This is a genomic window from Pseudomonas sp. TMW22089 (genome assembly GCF_022496645.1).
Classification (GTDB): Bacteria; Pseudomonadota; Gammaproteobacteria; order Pseudomonadales; family Pseudomonadaceae; genus Aquipseudomonas; species Aquipseudomonas paraversuta.
Genome location: NZ_SCFG01000003.1, coordinates 91532 through 111284, shown reverse-complemented (window position 1 = coordinate 111284; position 19753 = coordinate 91532). Strand labels below are relative to the sequence as shown.

Below are 19753 nucleotides of genomic sequence, written 5' to 3'. Positions count from 1 at the left end.
ATCAGGGCTAGATCACGTAGTGCGCGATCGCCACAAAGTGCAGCACGCTGCCGGCAATCACAAACAGATGCCAAATGCCGTGGGCATGGCGCAGGCGGTGATCAAGGGCAAAAAATATGATGCCCACGGTGTACATCACACCACCCGTGGCCAGCCAGACAAAGCCGGCGGTACCCAGCGCCGCCAGCAATGGTTTGACCGCCACCAGCACAATCCAGCCCATTACCGCGTAAATCACGATGGACAGAATGCGCGCCTCGGAGCGCGGCTTGATCTCTTGCAGCATGCCGATCACCGCCATGCCCCAGACTATGCCGAACAGCGACCAGCCCCACGGCCCATGTAGCGTGACCAGACAGAACGGGGTGTAACTGCCGGCGATCAACAGGTAAATCGACAGGTGATCGAACTTCTGCATGATCACTTTCGAGCGCCCGCGCACGCTGTGGTAAACAGTCGAAACGCTGTACAACAACACCAGCGTCACGCCATAGATCGCCACACTGACAATCTTTTGCGGGCTGCCGTCCAGAGATGCCATCACCAGCAACCAGATACTGCCTGCCGTCGCCAGCAACGCCCCCACCAGATGAGTCCAGGCGTTGAGTTTTTCACCGTGATACATGTGCAACTCCCTCAAGATCCGATAGTGCGACCGTGTCACCTTGTTACGAGATAAGGGCCAAGGCTGCGACCTTAAAGGGCAATGCGGCGATCGTCGAGAAGTGCAAGGCTGCTCCTGCTGAAACTTTGCTGGCGCAGTTAAACCTCTTCCCCCATCACCAATCTCTCCAGCGCCAGCAGATCCGGAATCCTGGCCACGTGATCTCCCACTTGCACCGCCGCACGCTCCAGCGGGCACAGCGGCACGTCGACAAAGCTCAATTGGCTATCGACTTTGTAGGAGCGGGGGATGCCCTGCACCACCATGGCGATGAACTTGAGCTGCGGATTGCCCCCCAACGTATTGAGAATGACGATGCGTGCCCGCTCGCCAATCACCAGCGGGCTGCCGCACGCGGCTTCGAAACTGATCAGCGGCAATTCACGGTCGCGCCAGGTGATCTGCCGCAGATGCCAGGGCGGCGAGTCGCTGCTGGGTTCGCCGCGCTGCCAGTCGATCAGCTCCGCTATGGCAACGTTGGGCAATAGCAGGTAACGGTCCGCCAGCGGCAGCAGCAGCCCGGTCAGGCTGCCCACACGGTGATCAAGCATTGAACTTGCTCCAGTAGGCGATGCGCTCCAGCAACACCGACTCTTGATACGGTTTGCCCAGGTAGTCGTTGACGCCGATGGCCATGGCCCGGTTCTGGTGCTTTTGCCCGGTACGCGAGGTGATCATGATGATCGGCAGGTCTTTAAGACGAGGGTTGTTGCGCACGCGGGTGGCGACTTCAAAGCCATCCATGCGCGGCATTTCAATGTCCAGCAGCATCAGGTCCGGGGTGTGTTCTTCGAGCACGCTCATGGCATCAACCCCGTCCTTGGCGGTGATCACGTTCATGCCGTTGCGCTCCAGCAGACGGCTGGTGACTTTACGCACGGTGACCGAATCATCGACCACCAGCACCAGCGCCGGGCGCAACGCCGGGGAGAACTCCAGGGCACCGACCGCCCGCTGTTGCGCCTGCAACAAAGGCAGGCGCGCCTGGTGGGCGCGAATGTAGGCCAGCAGATCAAGGATCAATACCACTCGCCCGTCACCCAGAATGGTGGCACCGGACAAGCCCTGAACCCCGGTGAATTGCGGCCCCAGACTTTTGACCACGATTTCCCGCGACCCTGCCAGCGCATCGACTTGCAGCGCCACCCGCTGGTCCTGGCAATGCACCAGCAACACCGGTACCGAATGGTTTTCGCCCGCCAGCCTGGGCTTGCCCACGGTTTGCAGCAGTTCACCCAGATAACGCAATTCGTAGGTTTGGCCGCCGTAGTGATACAGCGGCGGGTTGAGCTGGTAGTAGCCCTCCAGCTCATTGGGCATGACCCGCACAATGCCCTCGACAGTATTGAGGGCGATGGCGTACTGCTCGTCGGCGCACTGCACCATCAGCGCCCGATTGAGCGAGACACTGAACGGCAGGCGGATTTGAAAGTGCACGCCCTGGCCGGCCACCGAGTCGATGGTCATGCTACCGCCCAGCTGGCGCACTTCTTCGTGCACCACGTCCATGCCCACGCCACGCCCGGAAATCTGGGTGATTTTTTCCGCCGTAGAAAAGCCCGGCTGCATGATGAACTGCAACACGTCGCGGTCCGAGATGCTGGAAGCCGGGTCGAGCAGCCCGCGCAGGATGGCCTTGCGCCGCACCGCCTCAAGGGGCACTCCGGCGCCATCATCATGCATGTCGAACACCACATCGCCACCTTCATGGGACAGCTCAAGGGTAATCAGCCCCTGCTCGGGTTTACCGCTGGCCCGGCGCACGTGCGCCGGCTCCAGGCCGTGGTCGACGGCATTGCGCAGCATGTGTTCGAGGGGGGCCACCATCCGCTCCAGCACATTGCGGTCGATCTCGGCTTCGCCATTGATGACACTGAAGTCCACCTGCTTGCCCAGCTCGCTGGCCACTTGCCGGACAATCCGTTTAAGGCGCGGCAACACCCGCTCGAACGGCACCATGCGCGTGCCCATCAGGCCTTCCTGCAACTGAGTGTTCACCCGCGCCTGCTTTTGCAGCAGGCCCTGGGCATCCCGATTGCGCGCGGCCAGGGTGGCCTTGAGGTCGAGCAAGTCAGATGCCGACTCGAACAGTGCCCGGGACAATTGCTGCAGCAGCGAATGGCGATCCATTTCCAGCGGATCAAACTCATCGTAGGCCACCCCGTCACCCTCGGTGTGCTGACGATTATGCTGGCGCCCCTGGGTTTCGCTGTCGAGCCGGCGCAACTGATCGTGCATCCGCTCCAGGGTGGTCTGCATTTCGTTGAGGGCGACCTGGGCATCGTTGACTTGCTGCTCCACACGCCCGCGGATGATCGAACTTTCCCCCGCCAGGTTGAGCAAGTCCTCCAGCAGTTCGGCCGGCACCTTGACCGTGTCCAGCCCGGTACGCTCGCCTTCCGGCACCACCGCGCCAGCCGGCTCCGGTTTGCTCGGCACAGCACTCGGGCCAGGTTGCCGGGTGCTGCGCTCGATCTGCCGGATGCGCTCGATCAGCACCTGTGGCGAGGGCAACGGCTGACCACTGCGCAAGGCATCAAGCATTTGCGCCAGCTGGTCATGACAGCGCTGCAATAACATGAACAGGTCCGCACCGGGCGCCAGAAAACCCACGGAAATATCTTCGAACAGGGTTTCCAGCTCGTGGGCAAAGTCGCCGATGGCCGCAACTTCAACCATGCGCGCGCCCCCTTTAAGGGTGTGCAAGTCCCGCAGCAGGTTTTCGACTTCCATATGGTTCTGCGGGTCGGCTTGCCAACGCACCAAGGCCGCACCCGAGCTTTCGAGAATGTCGAAAGCCTCATCCAGAAAGATGTCCTGCAACTCAGGGTCGCCATTGCCTTGGGCCGCGTCGGACTGAATGCTGCTCGCCGGCCCCTGGCTGGCACCCAGCTGCGCCGTGGCGGCGCCCAACTCGGTAATCTCCAGGGTTTTGGTGCCCTCCCGACGGATCAGGCCCGTGGCTTCAGGTGCCAGACCTTCATGCAACAGGTCGTGCAGGGTCTGGATCAGCACCGGCTGCGGGGTGATTTCTTGCCCCGCCGCCAGCTGGTCGAGCATGTTGATCAGTGCTTCATGGGCGTTATTGGCCTCGGTGAAAAAACGCTCACTGACCGCCAAGCTGCTTTCTTCAACGGCGCCATACAGATCAAGCAAGGCTTCGCACAGCGCGTCGAAAGGCTGCAAGTCCAGCAGATGCGCGGACTCGGCCAGGCCGGTCAGATGCTCGAGCAACCCATCCAGCCCCTGACGCTCGTGCGGGTTCTCGCGCCAGTGCAATAGCAGGTCTTCGGCGTCAAACAGGCTGTCCATGCTTTCGGCCAGAAACTCGGCGATGCGCTGAGGATCGCGCTTGGGTTCCAGACTGCCCCCGGGAGCATTGATCAATTCATCCACACGACTGGCGATCAATTGCTCGATACGCTTGATCAGGGGCCGGGCACCATGGATTTCAGCCTGCGGGTCGACATCCAGTTGCTTGAGGCCGCGATGCAGCAAGCTGTCAGCCTCCAGCAGCAGTTCGATTTCATCCCGGTCCAGGCTGATTTGGTGCCCCTTGTACTCGCGAACCAGATGATCCAGGGCCGTGGCCAGCTCCGCCATCGGCAACATACCGGCCATGTGGGCGCTGCCCTTGAGGGTATGCATGGCGCGTTGCAGGTCGTCGCTGGCAGGCAACGGTAATTGCTGGCTGGCCTGATCGAGAAAATGGTCAAGGCTGCCGAGGTGGGTTTGTGCTTCCTGTCGGAAGATATCCAGCAGTTGCGGATCAGTACCGCTGCTGTCCTGCTCGATCAGCAACGGCAACGGCTTACTTTTTGACAGGCTGTGGGCCCGTGCGGCCAATCGGTCGACATCTTCGCGCTGACGCTGGCTAAGCTCGGCAAACTCCTGCACCAGCTCCGGGATAATCACCAGTACCTCTTCCAGCAACTGATAGATCTGCGGCCCTGGCGCCACGCTGCGCTCAATCACCCGGTTGAGTAGATTCTCGACAGCCCAGGCCAGCTCACCCAGCACCAGCGCCCGGACCATGCGCCCGCTGCCTTTAAGCGTGTGAAAGGCCCGCCGCAGTTCGGCCAGTGCAGCACTGTCGGCCGGGTTGGCTATCCACTGGGGCAAATAGTCATGCAGGGCGACCAGAACCTCGTCGGTCTCTTCAAGAAAGACTTCCAGCAGTTCTTCATCGACTGCTGCCTCGTCTACCGGGGGCGGTAGCAAGCTGCCGGGAATATGTTGTGCCGGCGGGTTGAGCGCTGACACCGGGCTGGCCAGAACATCGGCCAGGCTCTGCGCCACCAGGGGCCCTTCCAGGGTCTGAGAGATCTGCATGGCCAGCACTTCGGCCGGACTGAGGCGGTCATTGAGCACTGGCACCTGGCGCTCTGCCGGGGCATAACCCAGTTCATTGAGGCTATGCTCGGCCCGATCCAGCACCTGTTCGCCGCTGGCCCCGGGGTCCTGGGAGAGGCGCTCCAGGTAATATTCGATGCTGATCAGCACATTCGCCAGTTGTTCAAGCTGCTGCGCAGACGGCGGTCTGGCTGGCAGCAGTAGCTGTTCGCCCAAGTATTGGTTGCAGGCCTCGAGCAGGCTGGCGGCACGGGTCAGCGGGATCATCGCCAGGGCGCCACGGATTTGCGTCAGCAGTTCGGGCAGTGGTTGCAGATGCTGGCGATCAAAGTCTGCCGCCAGGTAGTCGCTGATCAGGTCTTTGACTTCTTCGAGGCCGATGCGCGCCTCTTTGATCACCAGTTGATGGATCTGCATCAGATCGGTGGTGGGCAGACGGCTCTCTTCGCGCTGCGACGGTTCAGCATTGCCGACCATGCCGGCCAACGTGGCCTCGACATAGAGCAAGGCCGCAGCGACATCCATTAACACCGCATCGGTGGGCTCACGCTGCCCCTGGGCCAGGCTCTGGACCACGGCCAACTGGTCGATGATGACTTTACGCGGCTGACCAAAACCCAGCACGGCCAGGGTATCGGCGATCTGCCGCAAAGGCGCCATCAGGCTGCTCAGCTCCGACACGTGGGAGCGGTCGCTGCGCACAAACAGGTCCAGACGCTCCTTGACCCGCACCAACTCTTCGCACAATGCCGCCACCACTGAGCGCATGGCATCGCGATCGGGCCCCGCCAGCCGCGCACGCTCTTCATCCACCATGGCCGCGTCGGGCATGGCTTCGTCCAGCTCATAGCGGGTTTTCAGCGCGAGCATTTTGGTGGTCGGCTGTTCGGCTTTGGCGATGTAAAACAGCAAACTGGTCAGCAGTTCTTCGGGCGCAGGCTGGTTGATGCCGTCTATGCCTTGTTCCAGCAGGCGCTTGAGTTCTTTGTCCGATTCATTGAACAGGCTGCGCAACGCCGGGCTGTTGGCCACCCGCCCGCGGAGCATGCCATCCACCAGCGCCGCGGAGATTTTCCACAGTGCATTGAGCGGCGCGCCGTGGCACATGCTTTCGAGGCGGGCGAACACCCCCGCCATCAGCTCCAGACTGGCCTGCACCTCTTCTTCACGCTGCAAACCCTGCAGCGCGGATTGCAAGGTGTGGCGCAGGGCCCGCAGTTGATGCGGCCATTGTGGCGGTAGCAAGCGGGCCAATGCGGCCTGGTCCAGCTCGGGCAAGTGCTGCAAGGGCGGGCTGAACAGGCTGGTTTCCGAGAGCAGTGCTTCACCTCGGGCGGTGCGCAAATCATTGAGCAGCGGCAGCACCACCAGCGGCCAGTCACGCCGGGCACTGTGCACACGGTCCAGATACAAGGGCAACTGCCTGAACGCTTGCTGCAACAGGCGCAAGGCTTCGTCGAGCTGGCTGACACGGCCCTGCTGCAGGGCAATCACCAGTTTCTCCATCTCTTCGGCCAGCAAGGCGGCGCCGTAGAACTCCACCATCAACAGGCTGCCATGCACCTGATGAATACAGTCCAGGCACTGTTCCAGCATCTGGGCAGTGGGCGGCTGCCCGTCCTCTCCCAGCGCCACGCGTGCCTGTTTCAAGGTGTCGGCAATATCGCCTTTGACCCATTCGAGGGCTACGTAGTCGTGCCGGTCAACCATTACTGTGGCTCACGTGGTTTTTGCGTGGCGGGCAAGGTGAACCCGGACACTGAACGCCGCAACTGGCTGGCCATTTTGGCCAGGTTGCCGATGCTGTCGGCGGTGGCAGTGGAACCGGATGAGGTCTGGTTGGTGATTTGCTGAATCACGTTCATCGTCAGGGAAATCTGCGCCGCCGAGGTGGTCTGCTGTTGCGCGGCGTTGGAAATGCTTTGAATCAGATCGGCAAGGTTTTGCGATACACCTTCGATTTCTTCCAGGGCCACACCGGCATCGTGTGCCAGGCGAGCACCGCGCACCACTTCGGTGGTGGTCTGCTCCATGGAAATAACCGCTTCATTGGTGTCGGCCTGAATGGCCCGGACCAGGGTTTCGATTTGCCGCGTGGCCGCCGAAGAGCGCTCTGCCAGGCGCTGGACTTCGTCAGCCACCACGGCAAACCCGCGTCCGGCATCACCGGCCATCGAAGCCTGGATGGCCGCGTTCAGGGCCAGGATATTGGTCTGATCGGCAATGTCATCAATCAGACTGACAATGTCGCCGATCTCCTGGGAAGACTCGCCCAAGCGTTTAATCCGCTTGGCGGTGTCCTGAATTTGCTCACGAATGTTGTCCATGCCGTGAATGGTGTTGTGCACCACTTCATTGCCTTTGTTGGCAATGGCGACAGAGCGCTCCGCCACCGCCGAGGACTCTGAGGCGTTGGCCGAAACCTGATCGATGGAGTGGGCCATTTGCTGGATCGCCCCCGATGCCTCTGCAATCTGCTGCGCCTGATGTTCCGAGGCTTCTGCCAGTTGCATGGCCGTGGCCTGGGTTTCCTGCACCGCCGCCGCCACCTGACCCGCAGTCAGGTTGATGGTCGCCACCAGTCCGCGCAATTGGTCGATGGAATAATTGATGGAGTCGGCAATGGCGCCCGTGAAGTCTTCCGTGACCGAGGCCGTCACGGTCAGGTCGCCGTCGGCCAGGTCTTCGATTTCATCAAGCAGGCGCATGATCGCGTTTTGATTGCGCTCGTTCTTTTCAGCGGTTTCCCGCAGCTGGCGATTGGTTTCGCGCACCATCACCATCCCGATCAGGATGATCGACGCCAGCGCCAGCAGGCCCAATACATAGCCGCCGATGATGTCCAGCGAGCGTCCGCTGGCCAGGTTTTCAAAGCCGTTGGCCAGGTTCGACGCCTCGTCGAGCAAGGTCTGCGACAAGCTGAAGATATTGTTCGCCGCTTCGCGCACGTGGAACAGCTGGGGGGAGGTTTCGAGAATCTCGTCCACCGAACCGGATACAAACTGGAACAGCTCCGAGATTTCCAGCAAGCGGGTACGTGCGTCCTTGTCTTCGACCTGAGTAATTCTCAGCCCCTCACTCCCTTCCAGCATGCCGTTGAGCACTTGCCCGAAACGGTTGGCATCGCGGCCAAAGGCACCTGCGGCCTGCGCGGCATTCTCATCACCGGCCAGCACGGTGTTGACCGCGCCCAAAATGCGCTCGGCCAACAAGGATTGACGCTGGGCCAGCACCACTTGGCTGGCAGGAGCACCCCGCTGCAAGAGGATTTCCACAACCTTTTCGTACTCGACCTGCAACTGCGGCACGGTTTCCGCCAGGGTGGCGGCGACCTGATGCAGCGACAGGACGGTTTGCTCACTTGCCAGAATGGCGTTGGTGTTATCCAGCAATTGCTCCCAGTCGCGCTGCACCGCCTGCATTTCCTTGTGCACGGCATGGGGCGCCGGGGGCAGGCCAGTGGCCGGGTCGCCTTTTTTCAGGAAGCCCCAGCGCTGGCTGAAATCATTGCGCGCATCGCTGAGCAAGCGGAACGCCGCCGCCTTGCCGGCAGCCGCTTCAGTGGCGTTCTTGGCGATACGCTGCGAAAGCACCCGCAACTCACCCGCATGGCTGATGTACTGCTTGTCGTAGTTGGACTGGGTATTGAGGTAAGCAAAGTTGGCGAACAACAGCATGATGAACACGATCAGGGCGATAAAAAGCACGATGATCTGGGAGCGACTGCGCGACCCTTCCATTGGTTTAGCGGTATTGGCTGTGGTCATCGATCAGGTCCCGGGGTCCCGTGTCATTGCTGAAGGTACAAAGTGGCGGCGGCTCACACCGCCACCGCCCAGAACTGCGGTGCCTGGGCCAGGGCAAAGGGGCTGAAGACCCACCATACCGGGCTGCCGGCAAAATGCCCCTGCACGTAGGGCGCAAACATGGGGTGGGGCAATGCCTGCACGTCGGTATCGAGGTCGGCCTGGGCGAAGTGCTGCATGCCCAGCACCTCATCTACCTGCAGTCCGACAAATATCTCCTGGTATTCCAGCACCAGCACCCGGCGCTGCTTGCGCAAAGGTGACAGTTCCACGCCGAAGAAACCGCACAGATCGAGGATGGGCAGCAGCTGCCCGCGCAAATTGGCCACGCCCTTGACCCAGGGTTTTACTCCCGGCAGCAAGGTAAAACGCGGCTCATGGAGGATTTCGGCGATTTCCCCCATCGGCGCCACGAAACAATGCTCGCCGATCCGGAAACCGATACCGCTCCAGTTGTCGGCCTGGACTTGTGCAGGTGCCAGACCCGCCGCCAGCGAGCGACAGCGCTGATCTATCTCCAGCAGCAACTCGAAGGCGGTCAGAGAGTCCGGCACAGGGCCTCCGTCATTTTGGAGGGTTATCTTTGAGTACTTGTTTGAGCGTCAAAATCAGCTTTTCTTCTTCGATCGGCTTGGTCAGATAGTCCTTGGCACCCTGGCGGGTAGCCCAGACCATGTCGGTTTCCTGGTCTTTGGTGGTGACGACAATCACCGGGATATGGCTGGTTTCGGAGTCTTTGGTCAGCTGTCGGGTCGCCTGAAACCCGTTGAGGCCCGGCATCACGATATCCATCAAGACCGCATCGGGTTTTTCCAGACGCGCCAGGGCGACGCCGTCCGCGCCGTTTTCAGCCCTGAGCACGACGTAACCGTGCTTTTCCAGCATGCCGGTCAATTTGTACATTTCAGTCGGCGAGTCATCGACGATCAGAATGCGAGCCATGGTGTTCCCCATTAAAAAAGGTAAGCGGCCGGCTGGCCGGGCATCATTGAGCGTTCGGGACAATATTGAAACCGGGCACATGAGCCTTGATCGCACTCAACAGTTCGTCCCTGCTGAAGGGCTTGGTCAAAAATTGATCAGAACCCACTATCCGCCCCTTGGCCTTGTCGAACAGCCCGTCCTTGGATGACAACATAATTACCGGCGTCGACTTGAACGCCCGGTTGTTCTTGATCAGTGCGCAAGTCTGATAACCATCCAGGCGCGGCATCATGATATCGACAAAGATGATATGCGGATGGTGATCGACAATCTTGGCCAGGGCATCAAAACCGTCGATGGCCGTGATGACCTCGCACCCTACGTTTTTGAGCAGCGTTTCGGCGGTACGGCGAATGGTTTTTGAATCGTCAATCACCATCACCTTCAAGGCGCTGGACTGCTTTTCCATATGTGCTCTACCGTCGCGTGGCGACCCGTTTTGTTACAAATGTGCGGCTTGAAAACCCAACTCCTTGATGGACAAGGGCTGAAAGTACTGTGCGAGCCTTTTTAGCACAGTCACGACCTGCAATCTATCGGGCGACCCGGCGTGACCCGGGGCAGGTGGTTTTTCCTTGACCGGGCCCCCGCTCAGCGCCACTCTGGCGCCACTTTTAAAAGCCTTTTACTAACCCGCAGAAGCGAGCTTGCTCGCGAACTTTTCTACGGGTGAGATCTTCGCCAATTTTATATGAGGAATTCGCCATGAGCGTTCGAGTCGGGATTGTCATGGACCCCATTGCGGGCATTTCCTACAAGAAGGACAGCTCGCTGGCCATGTTGCTGGCCGCACAGGATCGCGGCTGGACCCTGTTCTACATGGAGCAGCAAGACCTCTACCTGAGCGAAGGCAAGGCCCGGGCGCGGATGAAGCCGCTCAAGGTCTTCGCCGATCCGCAAAAATGGTTTGAGCTGGACGCCGAAGCCGATACCGCCCTGAGCGATCTGGACGTGATCCTGATGCGCAAGGACCCGCCCTTCGACATGGAGTTCGTGTACTCCACCTACTTGCTGGAACAAGCCGAGCGCGACGGCGTATTGATCGTCAACAAGCCGCAGAGCCTGCGTGACTGCAACGAAAAGCTGTTCGCCACGCAATTCACCCAGTGCACGCCGCCGACCGTAGTCAGCCGCCGCGCCGATGTCTTGCGAGAATTCGCCGCCACCCACGGTGACGTGATCCTCAAGCCGCTCGACGGCATGGGCGGCACTTCGATTTTCCGCCATCGGGTGGGTGATCCAAACCTGTCGGTGATTCTCGAAACCCTGACCGCCAACGGCACTCAGCAAATCATGGCCCAAGGCTACCTGCCGGCGATCAAGGACGGCGACAAGCGCATCCTGATGATCGACGGCGAGCCCGTACCCTATTGTCTGGCGCGCATTCCGGCCGCAGGCGAAACCCGTGGCAACCTGGCCGCAGGCGGCCGTGGTGAAGCACGGCCACTGAGTGACAAGGACCGCTGGATCGCAGCCCAGGTCGGCCCGACCCTGCGGGAGAAAGGCCTGTTGTTCGTCGGTCTGGATGTGATCGGTGAACACCTGACCGAAATCAACGTCACCAGCCCGACCTGCATCCGCGAGATCGACAATGCTTTCGGCACCAATATCGGCGCCCTGTTGATGGATGCGATTGCATCGAAGCTGCAAGCTTCAAGCGCCAAGCCGAAAGTTTAAAGGCGCAATGTAGCGAAGCGGCAAGTTTGGGGCGTATCGCTTTTAGCTTGCCGCTTGAGGCTTGCCCCTTCCCTCCTTGCAGCTAAAAACCAACATTGCGCTATCATGCGCGACCTGTGTAACGCGCAATGTTGGTCTTTCTGTCATGACACTCCCCAGCGACCTGCCCCCCGAACTCAGCCATAAAGGCGTGAGAGCGGCCGATCGCCTGGGTTTTACCCTGATGGTCGCGGCGCTGATTCATATCGCAGTGATTCTGGGTGTGGGTTTCAGCATGAGCGAGCCCAGGAAAATCAGTAAAACCCTGGAAATCACCCTCTCGACGTTCAAAAGCGAGAAAGCTCCGGACAAGGCGGACTTCCTGGCACAGGACAACCAGCAAGGCAGCGGTACGCTGGACAAGAAAGCCGTGCCCAAGACCACAGAGGTCGCTCCGTTCCAGGACAATACGGTCAAAAAGGTCACCCCGCCTCCTGCCGCCAGACCCGAACAGCCAAAGGCAGCGCCCAAGGCGGCAGTCACCACCGTCGCCCCGAAACCGAACAAGGCCCCGCGCGAACCGCAAAAGGTCAAAACCGAAGCGGCGCCCAAGGCCAGCGTTCCCACGTTCGACAGCTCACAGCTGTCCAGCGAGATTTCCAGCCTCGAAGCCGAACTGGCCAACGAGCAGCAGCTGTACGCCAAGCGCCCGAAGATCTACCGCATGAGTGCCGCTTCGACCATGCGCGACAAGGGTGCCTGGTATAAAGAGGACTGGCGCAAAAAAATCGAACGCGTCGGCAACCTCAACTACCCCGAACAGGCCCGTCGCGAAAAGATCTACGGCAAGCTGCGGCTGCTGGTGTCGATCAATCGCGACGGCTCACTGCACGAAGTGCTGGTACTTGAGTCCTCCGGGCAACCGCTGCTGGATCAGGCGGCGCAACGAATCGTAAGGCTGGCGGCGCCTTTTGCGCCATTCACTGGCGATCTGGCAGACATCGACCGGCTGGAGATCATCCGCACCTGGAAGTTTGCCCAGGGCGACAGGTTGTCGAGCAATTGAGCCAGGCTCACTCCTGCAGAGTCAGCAATCTTCATCCGCCAAACTTGTCAGTTCACCTTGCCAGCGCCACACTAAGGCTCATGAAAAAGCACGCACCGACCTACCTCAAGCATCAATTCCTGATCGCCATGCCCCACATGGCTGACCCGAACTTTGCACACACCTTGACCTACATCGTCGAGCACACGGCCAATGGTGCCATGGGCCTGGTGATCAACCGGCCAATGGATCTGAGTCTGGCGGACATTCTTGAGCAACTGCGCCCTGATACGGCCTGCGCACCCTTGTGCCAGCATGTGCCGATCTACGGCGGCGGCCCGGTGATGGTTGATCGCGGTTTTGTCCTGCACCCGGTCGGCATGAGCTTTGACGCCACCGTCGAGCTGGAGGACGGACTGGCCCTGAGCACCTCTGCCGACGTGCTGTTCAGTATTGCTGACGGGCGCGGGCCGCGACGCAGCCTGATTTGCCTGGGCTATGCCGGGTGGGACGCCGGCCAGCTGGAGGCCGAACTGGCCGACAATGCCTGGCTGACCTGCCCCTACTCAGCCCACGTCCTGTTTGACACCTCTAGCGAGTTGCGCCTCGACGCCGCCGCCAAACACCTCGGAGTGAACCTCAATTTGTTAAGCACCCAAGCAGGCCATTCCTGATGGCCGGGCACGACATTCGTCTTGTGCTCGGTTTCGACTTCGGCACCCGCTCCATCGGGGTCGCCGTTGGCCAGATGATCACCGGCCAGGCCCGTGAACTGTGCAACCTGAAAGCCGAGAACGGCATTCCGAAGTGGGAAGAGATCGAAAAGCTCATTAAAGAGTGGAAACCCGACGTGCTGATTGTCGGCAAGCCCCTGAACATGGATGGCAGCGAAAGCCCGCTGTGCGCACGGACCAAAAAATTTGCCAATCGGCTCAATGGCCGTTTCAATTTGCCCGCTTATGAGCACGATGAACGCCTGACCACTTTTGAGGCCAAGGGCGAGCGTATGGCCCAGGGCGGCCAGCGCGGCAGTTTTCGTGACAACCCTGTGGATGCCATTGCCGCCAGGCTGGTGCTGCAAAGCTGGATCGACGAGTTCCTGGCCAAGTCTCAATCCAAAGCCTGACCCTGCGTTTGTATCACTGACGCGCCCCATTGTTTGCGCCCGCCGCTGCAGGCTTCGCCTCGCGGGCCTTTTAAGGAGCCACCATGATCCTGCCTGTTCCCGCTGAACTGATCTCCCAGATGGCCCTCGACCTCAAGGCCCATCTAGCCCGGCGCGGCATCACCGAGCCGCGCTTCATTGGCATTCGTACTGGCGGTATCTGGGTTGCCCAGGCACTGCTGCGCGCGCTGGACAGCGACTCGCCACTGGGCACGCTGGATGTGTCTTTCTACCGCGACGATTTCAGCCAGAACGGGCTGCACCCGCAGGTTCGCCCTTCCGAGCTGCCATTCGAAATTGAAGGCCAGCATCTGGTCCTGATCGATGACGTGCTGATGAGCGGTCGTACCATTCGCGCCGCGCTTAACGAACTGTTCGACTATGGTCGTCCAGCCAGCGTGACACTGGTCAGCCTGCTGGATCTGGACGCGGCCGAACTGCCGATCAGGCCCGACGTGGTGGGTGCGACCCTGCCCCTGAAACCGACCGAGCGGGTAAAACTGTCCGGCCCGGCGCCATTGACCCTCGAACTTCAAGACCTTGCCTAAGAGACCTTTGCGATGACGCCCATAGACGCCAAGCGCCCGCTACAGCTCAATGATCAGGGCCAGCTGCGCCACTTTCTGTCCCTCGACGGACTGCGCCGCGAGCTGCTGACTGAAATACTCGATACCGCCGACTCGTTCCTCGAAGTCGGCGCCCGGGCGGTGAAGAAGGTCCCGTTGCTGCGCGGCAAAACCGTGTGCAATGTGTTCTTCGAAAACTCCACCCGCACCCGCACCACCTTTGAGATGGCCGCACAGCGCCTGTCCGCCGACGTGATCACACTCAATGTGTCGACTTCGTCCGCGAGCAAGGGCGAAACCCTGCTCGACACCCTGCGCAACCTTGAAGCCATGGCCGCCGACATGTTCGTGGTACGCCACGGCGACTCCGGGGCCGCGCACTTCATTGCCGAGCATGTGTGCCCGCAGGTGGCGATCATCAACGGCGGCGACGGCCGGCACGCGCACCCGACCCAGGGCATGCTCGACATGCTGACGATCCGTCGCCACAAGGGCGGCTTCGAAAACCTGTCGGTGGCCATAGTCGGCGACATCCTGCACTCGCGGGTCGCGCGTTCGAACATGATTGCCCTGAAAACCCTGGGCTGCCCGGATATCCGCGTGATTGCACCGAAAACCCTGCTGCCGATCGGCATCGAGCAATACGGGGTCAAGGTCTACACCGACATGACCGAAGGCCTGAAAGACGTCGACGTGGTGATCATGCTGCGCCTGCAGCGCGAGCGCATGTCCGGCGGCCTGCTGCCGAGCGAAGGCGAGTTCTACCGCCTGTTCGGCCTGACTACGGCCCGCCTGGCGGGGGCCAAGCCCGATTGCATCGTCATGCACCCGGGCCCGATCAACCGTGGCGTGGAGATTGAGTCGGCAGTGGCCGACGGCCCGCATTCGGTGATTCTCAACCAGGTAACCTATGGCATCGCCGTGCGCATGGCGGTGTTGTCCATGACCATGAGCGGGCAAACGGCCCAGCGCCAATTCGAACAGGAGAACGCCCAGTGAAGCTCAGCATTCTCGGCGCCCGCGTGATTGATCCGTGCAGCAAGCTGGATCAAGTGACCGACCTGCATCTGGAAGCCGGCAAAATTATTGCCATTGGCGCTGCCCCGGCAGGTTTTACCCCGACTCAAACCATCGAAGCCAAAGGCCTGGTGGCCGCTCCCGGGCTGGTTGACCTGAACGTTGCCCTGCGCGAGCCGGGCTACAGCCGCAAAGGCACCATCGCCAGCGAAACCCGCGCTGCCGCTGCCGGTGGCGTGACCAGCCTGTGCTGTCCGCCTCAGACCAAACCGGTGCTGGACACCTCGGCCGTCACCGAGCTGATCCTCGACCGCGCCCGTGAAGCCGGAAACTGCAAGGTGTTCCCGATTGGCGCCCTGAGCAAAGGCCTGGAAGGCGAGCAGCTGGCCGAATTGATCGCTCTGCGTGACGCCGGATGCGTCGCCTTCGGCAACGGTCTCAGCAGTTTCACCAACACCCGCACCCTGTGCCGGGCGCTGGAATATGCGGCAACATTCGACCTGACGGTGATTTTCCACTCCCAGGATCGCGATCTGGCTGAAGGCGGCATCGCCCACGACGGTCCGATGGCCGCCTTCCGCGGTTTGCCGGGCATCCCTGAAACCGCCGAAACCGTAGCGCTGGCCCGTGATCTGTTGCTGGTTGAGCAAAGTGGCGTGCGCGCCCACTTCAGCCAGTTGACCAGCGCCCGGGGCGTGGCCCTGATTGCCCAGGCCCAGGCTCGCGGTTTGCGGGTGACGGCCGATGTGGCGCTGTATCAGCTTATTTTGACCGATGAGGCGCTGGTGGACTTCTCCAGCCTGTACCACGTGCAACCGCCGCTGCGGACCCGGGCCGACCGTGACGGTCTGCGCGAAGCCGTGAAGTCGGGCGTGGTGCAAGCCATCTCCAGCCATCACCAGCCCCACGAACGCGATGCCAAGCTTGCACCCTTCGGTGCCACCGAGCCGGGCATGAGCAGCGTTGAACTGTTATTGCCGCTGGCAATGACCCTGGTAGAAGACGGTTTGCTGGACTTGCCGACCTTGCTGGCTCGCCTGGGCGCTGGCCCGGCCGATGCCTTGCGCCTGCCGGCCGGACGCCTGGCGGTGGGTTGCGCGGCGGATCTGGTGCTGTTCGATCCGACAGCTTCCACCGTGGCCGGTGAGAAATGGCTTTCCAAAGGCGACAACTGCCCGTTCCTTGGCCATTGCCTGCCAAGTGCCGTGCGTTACACGCTGGTGGATGGCCGGATCAGCTACGAAGGCTAAGCATCTGCAGGAGCGGGCTGCTCGCGATCTTTTGAACACATAAAAGATCGCGAGCAAGACCGCTTCTGCATGTTTTGCGCTGTGCCTTAACGGCGTTCGGCGTTCTTGATCGAAATCTGTTCGTTCAGGGTCCAGAAGTCGTAAAGGATACCGATCAGAAAGAACCCGCCGGTAAACAGGTAGATGATCCCGGTGATCCATTTGCCCATGTACATGCGGTGCACACCGAGCACACCCAGGAAGGTCAGCAGAATCCAGGCCACGCTGTAGTCGGTTTCACCCGAGGTGAAACGCAGGTCGGCTTCGCGATCCATGCTCGGAATCAGGAACAGGTCGATCAGCCAGCCAATTCCCAACAAGCCCAGGGTGAAAAACCAGATCGTCCCGGTCACCGGCTTGCCGTAATAGAAGCGATGCGCCCCCAGAAATCCGAAAATCCACAGCAAATAACCCAGCACCTTGCTGTGGGTATCGCGTTGTACATCGTCTCGATAGCCGCTCATAAATGCCCTCTTTGGTGCTGATAGAAAAATATTGTGGATTTTTTTGTGACTTTTTTACTGTCACGCAACAGGTAAAAGTGTCTTACAAAAAATGGCGCAAAGCCTTGTACCACCTGACCTGCGCTGCTGCCATGGGACAATTTGCCAGTACTTTTGTGCTTTTTCACCCCCAGGCCCAATCGACAAACGGCCTGAGAAAGGACAAAAAAGCTGTTATAAAGTTTCGCGCTTACCACCATAGAGCCCTGCCGAATGCGTCCTTTATTCAAGACATGGCTAACCATTTGCCTGTTAATGCCACTGGCCGCCCACGCCACCAATCGTGAGCAACATCTTCCTTCGGGCTTCACTGGCTACACCGCAAAATCATCTGCGGGTGCTGCTTATGTCGCCTCTAACAGCAAGACCAGCAACAAAACCGTAGCACGTCCTGCGTCCAGCAAGGCTCATCGCAAAGCGCCTGGCAAAATCGCCAATGCTTCGCTGACCGCCGCCAACATGCAGAGCAGCACGGTATTGAGCCGCGCCGTCAACGTGTTGGGCACCCCTTATCGTTGGGGCGGCAGCAGCCCAAGTAAAGGGTTTGATTGCAGCGGGCTGGTGAAATACGCCTTTAATGACGTTGCAGCGGTTGATTTGCCACGTACCTCCAGCGAAATGGCCAGCGGCCACGGGCAAAAGGTCGAACGCAAGGATCTGAAACCCGGCGACCTGCTGTTCTTCAACATCAAGAGCCGCAAGGTCAACCACGTTGCCATCTACCTGGGCAACGACCGGTTCATCCACGCGCCACGTCGCGGCAAGTCGGTCACCATCGACACCCTGAAAAAGCCTTACTGGCAGAGCCATTACGTAGTCGCCAAGCGCGTACTGCCGAAAGAGAAAGCCAGTCTGCAGGTTGTTCAGCGCTAAGAGCGCCAACCTGCTCGCTGGAGCTGTCGAGGCACGAAGGCTGCGATCTTGAAGATCGCAGCTTTTTTTCATCCACAGCCCCTACAACGTTTCGATCACCCTCGCCTCACTAAGCCTGCCAAGGCTCATCTCCAGCGTCTGCATGCCGACCGCCCCACCGGTCTGGATCGCCGAGACCATCTGCGCAACCTTGTTTTCCCGTATCAGGTTCCTGATTGCCGGTGTCGCCAGCATGATTTCGTGAGCCGCTACCCTGCCCCCGCCAACCTTCTTGACCAGCGTCTGGGAAATTACCGCCTGCAGTGACTCGGACAGCATGGAGCGCACCATGGCCTTTTCTTCTGCCGGGAACACATCCACCATCCGGTCGATGGTTCTGGCCGCCGAAGACGTATGCAGCGTGGCCAGCACCAGGTGTCCGGTTTCAGCTGCCGTCAGGGCCAGCCGGATGGTCTCGAGGTCGCGCATTTCGCCCAGCATGATCACATCCGGATCTTCGCGCAGCGCCGAGCGCAACGCTGCCGAAAAACTGTGGGTGTCACGGTGCACTTCACGCTGGTTGATCAGGCAGCGGGCCGGCTGATGGATGAATTCAATCGGGTCTTCAATGGTGAGTATGTGCTGCTGACGACTACGGTTAAGGTGGTCGATCATCGCGGCCAGGGTCGTGGATTTACCGGAGCCGGTGGCGCCAGTGACCAATATCAGGCCGTGGGGCAGGCGACAAAGCTGACGAAACACCTCGCCCGGCCCCAGTGACTCAAGGCTCGGCACCCGTTGGGCAATGCTGCGCAACACCGCCCCCGCGCCACGCTGTTGCTCGAAAGCGTTGACCCGGAACCGGCCCAGCCCGGCAAGTGCACAAGAGAAATCGGCTTCATGCCCGGTTTCGAAAGCGCTGCGCTGCGCGTCTGTCATCAGGCTGTGGATAAGCCCCCGCACCTGATCTGGCCCGAACACCGGCAGCCCGCACTGCTGCATCTCACCATCGACCCGCAGCATGGGTGCGACACCTGCTGACAGGTGCAAGTCCGAAGCGCCACTACTGACACACAATGCCAACAGGTCGGCGATATCCATCCCCCCTCCCAATTCCAGTAGAATGCCGCAGACTTTCACAACGGCGGGCTTAACGAATGTCCACGATAGCTGACAACATCGCTGAAGTTGAGGCACGCATCCGTGCCGCGGCACTGGCTGTGCAACGTGATGTGACGAGCATTCACTTACTCGCGGTCAGCAAGACCAAACCCGCTGCAGCGCTGCGCGAAGCCTATGCCGCCGGGGTTCGCGATTTTGGCGAAAACTACCTGCAAGAAGCCCGTGCCAAACAGGTCGAATTAGCCGACCTGCCCTTGAGTTGGCACTTCATCGGCCCCATTCAATCGAACAAGACCCGCGATATCGCCGAGCATTTTTCGTGGGTGCACTCAGTGGACCGCCTGAAAATTGCCCAGCGCTTGTCTGAACAGCGCCCGGCAGACCTGGAACCACTGAATATCTGCATCCAGGTCAACGTCAGTGGAGAAGCCAGCAAGTCCGGCTGTACCCCGCAGGATTTGCCTGCACTGGCAGCCGCCATCAACGGCTTACCGCGCCTGAAATTGCGCGGCTTGATGGCGATACCGGAGCCCACTGAGGACCGGGCCGAGCAGGACGCGGCCTTTGCAACAGTGCGTGATCTGCAACAAAGCCTGAACCTGGGGCTCGATACACTTTCCATGGGCATGAGCCACGACCTGGAGTCGGCCATTGCCCAAGGCGCCACCTGGGTACGCATCGGTACCGCGCTGTTTGGTGCCCGCGACTACGGCCAGGCCTGATAAGACCGA

At 60.4% G+C, this 19753-nt stretch carries 18 protein-coding genes; 9 read left to right on the top strand and 9 right to left on the bottom strand.

Annotated elements, in window-relative coordinates:
* Window positions 1-7: 7 nt before the first annotated feature.
* The 7 genes from EQV90_RS04670 to pilG form a co-directional block, all read right to left on the bottom strand.
* Window positions 8-625: a hemolysin III family protein gene (locus EQV90_RS04670; protein WP_004419653.1), complete on the bottom strand. Its 618-nt coding sequence runs from the start codon at window positions 623-625 to the stop codon at window positions 8-10.
* 137 nt (window positions 626-762) lie between these two features.
* A complete protein-coding gene (locus EQV90_RS04665) occupies window positions 763-1215 on the bottom strand; it encodes a chemotaxis protein CheW (protein WP_004419655.1) in 453 nt (150 codons plus the stop codon).
* Window positions 1208-6727: an Hpt domain-containing protein gene (locus EQV90_RS04660; RefSeq protein ID WP_160626591.1), complete on the bottom strand. Its 5520-nt coding sequence runs from the start codon at window positions 6725-6727 to the stop codon at window positions 1208-1210. The genes EQV90_RS04665 and EQV90_RS04660 overlap by 8 nt, the downstream gene beginning before the upstream one ends.
* Window positions 6727-8757, bottom strand: a complete 2031-nt coding sequence (locus tag EQV90_RS04655; protein WP_232286865.1) for a methyl-accepting chemotaxis protein — start codon at window positions 8755-8757, stop codon at window positions 6727-6729. Before EQV90_RS04655 ends, EQV90_RS04660 begins: the two co-directional genes overlap by 1 nt.
* Before the next feature lie 80 nt (window positions 8758-8837).
* A complete protein-coding gene (locus EQV90_RS04650) occupies window positions 8838-9377 on the bottom strand; it encodes a chemotaxis protein CheW (RefSeq protein WP_004419661.1) in 540 nt (179 codons plus the stop codon).
* Window positions 9378-9387: 10 nt separating this feature from the next.
* Window positions 9388-9765 (bottom strand): twitching motility response regulator PilH, encoded by a 378-nt coding sequence (gene pilH, locus EQV90_RS04645; RefSeq protein ID WP_004419663.1) that lies wholly within the window; start codon window positions 9763-9765, stop codon window positions 9388-9390.
* 43 nt (window positions 9766-9808) lie between these two features.
* Entirely contained in the window at window positions 9809-10216 is a 408-nt protein-coding gene (gene pilG, locus EQV90_RS04640; RefSeq protein ID WP_004419664.1) for a twitching motility response regulator PilG, read from the bottom strand.
* 296 nt (window positions 10217-10512) lie between these two features.
* Between pilG and gshB the strand changes: the two genes are divergently transcribed.
* The 7 genes from gshB (at window position 10513) to EQV90_RS04605 (ending at window position 16506) form a co-directional block, all read left to right on the top strand.
* On the top strand, window positions 10513-11484 hold the full coding sequence (gene gshB / locus EQV90_RS04635; protein ID WP_004419666.1) for a glutathione synthase: 972 nt from the start codon (window positions 10513-10515) through the stop codon (window positions 11482-11484).
* Window positions 11485-11629: 145 nt separating this feature from the next.
* The gene (locus EQV90_RS04630; protein WP_004419668.1) at window positions 11630-12529 is read left to right on the top strand and encodes an energy transducer TonB; all 900 of its coding nucleotides are present in this window, start codon (window positions 11630-11632) and stop codon (window positions 12527-12529) included.
* An 80-nt stretch (window positions 12530-12609) separates the two neighbouring features.
* Window positions 12610-13182, top strand: coding sequence for a YqgE/AlgH family protein (locus tag EQV90_RS04625; RefSeq protein WP_202210205.1), 573 nt, complete (start codon window positions 12610-12612; stop codon window positions 13180-13182).
* Entirely contained in the window at window positions 13182-13634 is a 453-nt protein-coding gene (ruvX, locus tag EQV90_RS04620) for a Holliday junction resolvase RuvX (protein WP_004419670.1), read from the top strand. The genes EQV90_RS04625 and ruvX overlap by 1 nt, the downstream gene beginning before the upstream one ends.
* Before the next feature lie 83 nt (window positions 13635-13717).
* Window positions 13718-14221, top strand: a complete 504-nt coding sequence (gene pyrR / locus EQV90_RS04615; RefSeq protein WP_004419672.1) for a bifunctional pyr operon transcriptional regulator/uracil phosphoribosyltransferase PyrR — start codon at window positions 13718-13720, stop codon at window positions 14219-14221.
* 12 nt (window positions 14222-14233) lie between these two features.
* Complete coding sequence (locus EQV90_RS04610) at window positions 14234-15238, top strand: aspartate carbamoyltransferase catalytic subunit (RefSeq protein WP_004419674.1); 1005 nt, start codon at window positions 14234-14236, stop codon at window positions 15236-15238.
* Window positions 15235-16506 (top strand): dihydroorotase, encoded by a 1272-nt coding sequence (locus EQV90_RS04605; RefSeq protein WP_010656707.1) that lies wholly within the window; start codon window positions 15235-15237, stop codon window positions 16504-16506. The genes EQV90_RS04610 and EQV90_RS04605 overlap by 4 nt, the downstream gene beginning before the upstream one ends.
* 86 nt (window positions 16507-16592) lie before the next feature.
* On the opposite strand, the gene EQV90_RS04600 is transcribed toward EQV90_RS04605, so the two are convergent.
* Window positions 16593-17009 (bottom strand): TM2 domain-containing protein, encoded by a 417-nt coding sequence (locus EQV90_RS04600; RefSeq protein WP_004419677.1) that lies wholly within the window; start codon window positions 17007-17009, stop codon window positions 16593-16595.
* Window positions 17010-17261: 252 nt separating this feature from the next.
* On the opposite strand from EQV90_RS04600, the gene EQV90_RS04595 reads away from it, so the two are divergent.
* Window positions 17262-17921: a C40 family peptidase gene (locus tag EQV90_RS04595; RefSeq protein WP_004419681.1), complete on the top strand. Its 660-nt coding sequence runs from the start codon at window positions 17262-17264 to the stop codon at window positions 17919-17921.
* An 81-nt stretch (window positions 17922-18002) separates the two neighbouring features.
* On the opposite strand, the gene EQV90_RS04590 is transcribed toward EQV90_RS04595, so the two are convergent.
* Window positions 18003-19001, bottom strand: a complete 999-nt coding sequence (locus EQV90_RS04590) for a type IV pilus twitching motility protein PilT (RefSeq protein ID WP_240877796.1) — start codon at window positions 18999-19001, stop codon at window positions 18003-18005.
* Between the two features lie 56 nt (window positions 19002-19057).
* Between EQV90_RS04590 and EQV90_RS04585 the strand changes: the two genes are divergently transcribed.
* Window positions 19058-19744, top strand: coding sequence for a YggS family pyridoxal phosphate-dependent enzyme (locus tag EQV90_RS04585; protein WP_004419686.1), 687 nt, complete (start codon window positions 19058-19060; stop codon window positions 19742-19744).
* Window positions 19745-19753 lie beyond the last annotated feature (9 nt).

Bases quoted from the DNA above. Each gene is read 5' to 3' on its own strand.
- EQV90_RS04670 (WP_004419653.1), bottom strand. From the start codon at position 625: ATGTATCACGGTGAAAAACTCAACGCCTGGACTCATCTGGTGGGGGCG.
- EQV90_RS04665 (WP_004419655.1), bottom strand. From the start codon at position 1,215: ATGCTTGATCACCGTGTGGGCAGCCTGACCGGGCTGCTGCTGCCGCTG.
- EQV90_RS04660 (WP_160626591.1), bottom strand. From the start codon at position 6,727: ATGGTTGACCGGCACGACTACGTAGCCCTCGAATGGGTCAAAGGCGAT.
- EQV90_RS04655 (WP_232286865.1), bottom strand. From the start codon at position 8,757: ATGGAAGGGTCGCGCAGTCGCTCCCAGATCATCGTGCTTTTTATCGCC.
- pilH (WP_004419663.1), bottom strand. From the start codon at position 9,765: ATGGCTCGCATTCTGATCGTCGATGACTCGCCGACTGAAATGTACAAA.
- pilG (WP_004419664.1), bottom strand. From the start codon at position 10,216: ATGGAAAAGCAGTCCAGCGCCTTGAAGGTGATGGTGATTGACGATTCA.
- gshB (WP_004419666.1), top strand. From the start codon at position 10,513: ATGAGCGTTCGAGTCGGGATTGTCATGGACCCCATTGCGGGCATTTCC.
- EQV90_RS04630 (WP_004419668.1), top strand. From the start codon at position 11,630: ATGACACTCCCCAGCGACCTGCCCCCCGAACTCAGCCATAAAGGCGTG.
- EQV90_RS04625 (WP_202210205.1), top strand. From the start codon at position 12,610: ATGAAAAAGCACGCACCGACCTACCTCAAGCATCAATTCCTGATCGCC.
- ruvX (WP_004419670.1), top strand. From the start codon at position 13,182: ATGGCCGGGCACGACATTCGTCTTGTGCTCGGTTTCGACTTCGGCACC.
- pyrR (WP_004419672.1), top strand. From the start codon at position 13,718: ATGATCCTGCCTGTTCCCGCTGAACTGATCTCCCAGATGGCCCTCGAC.
- EQV90_RS04610 (WP_004419674.1), top strand. From the start codon at position 14,234: ATGACGCCCATAGACGCCAAGCGCCCGCTACAGCTCAATGATCAGGGC.
- EQV90_RS04600 (WP_004419677.1), bottom strand. From the start codon at position 17,009: ATGAGCGGCTATCGAGACGATGTACAACGCGATACCCACAGCAAGGTG.
- EQV90_RS04595 (WP_004419681.1), top strand. From the start codon at position 17,262: ATGCGTCCTTTATTCAAGACATGGCTAACCATTTGCCTGTTAATGCCA.
- EQV90_RS04590 (WP_240877796.1), bottom strand. From the start codon at position 19,001: ATGGATATCGCCGACCTGTTGGCATTGTGTGTCAGTAGTGGCGCTTCG.
- EQV90_RS04585 (WP_004419686.1), top strand. From the start codon at position 19,058: ATGTCCACGATAGCTGACAACATCGCTGAAGTTGAGGCACGCATCCGT.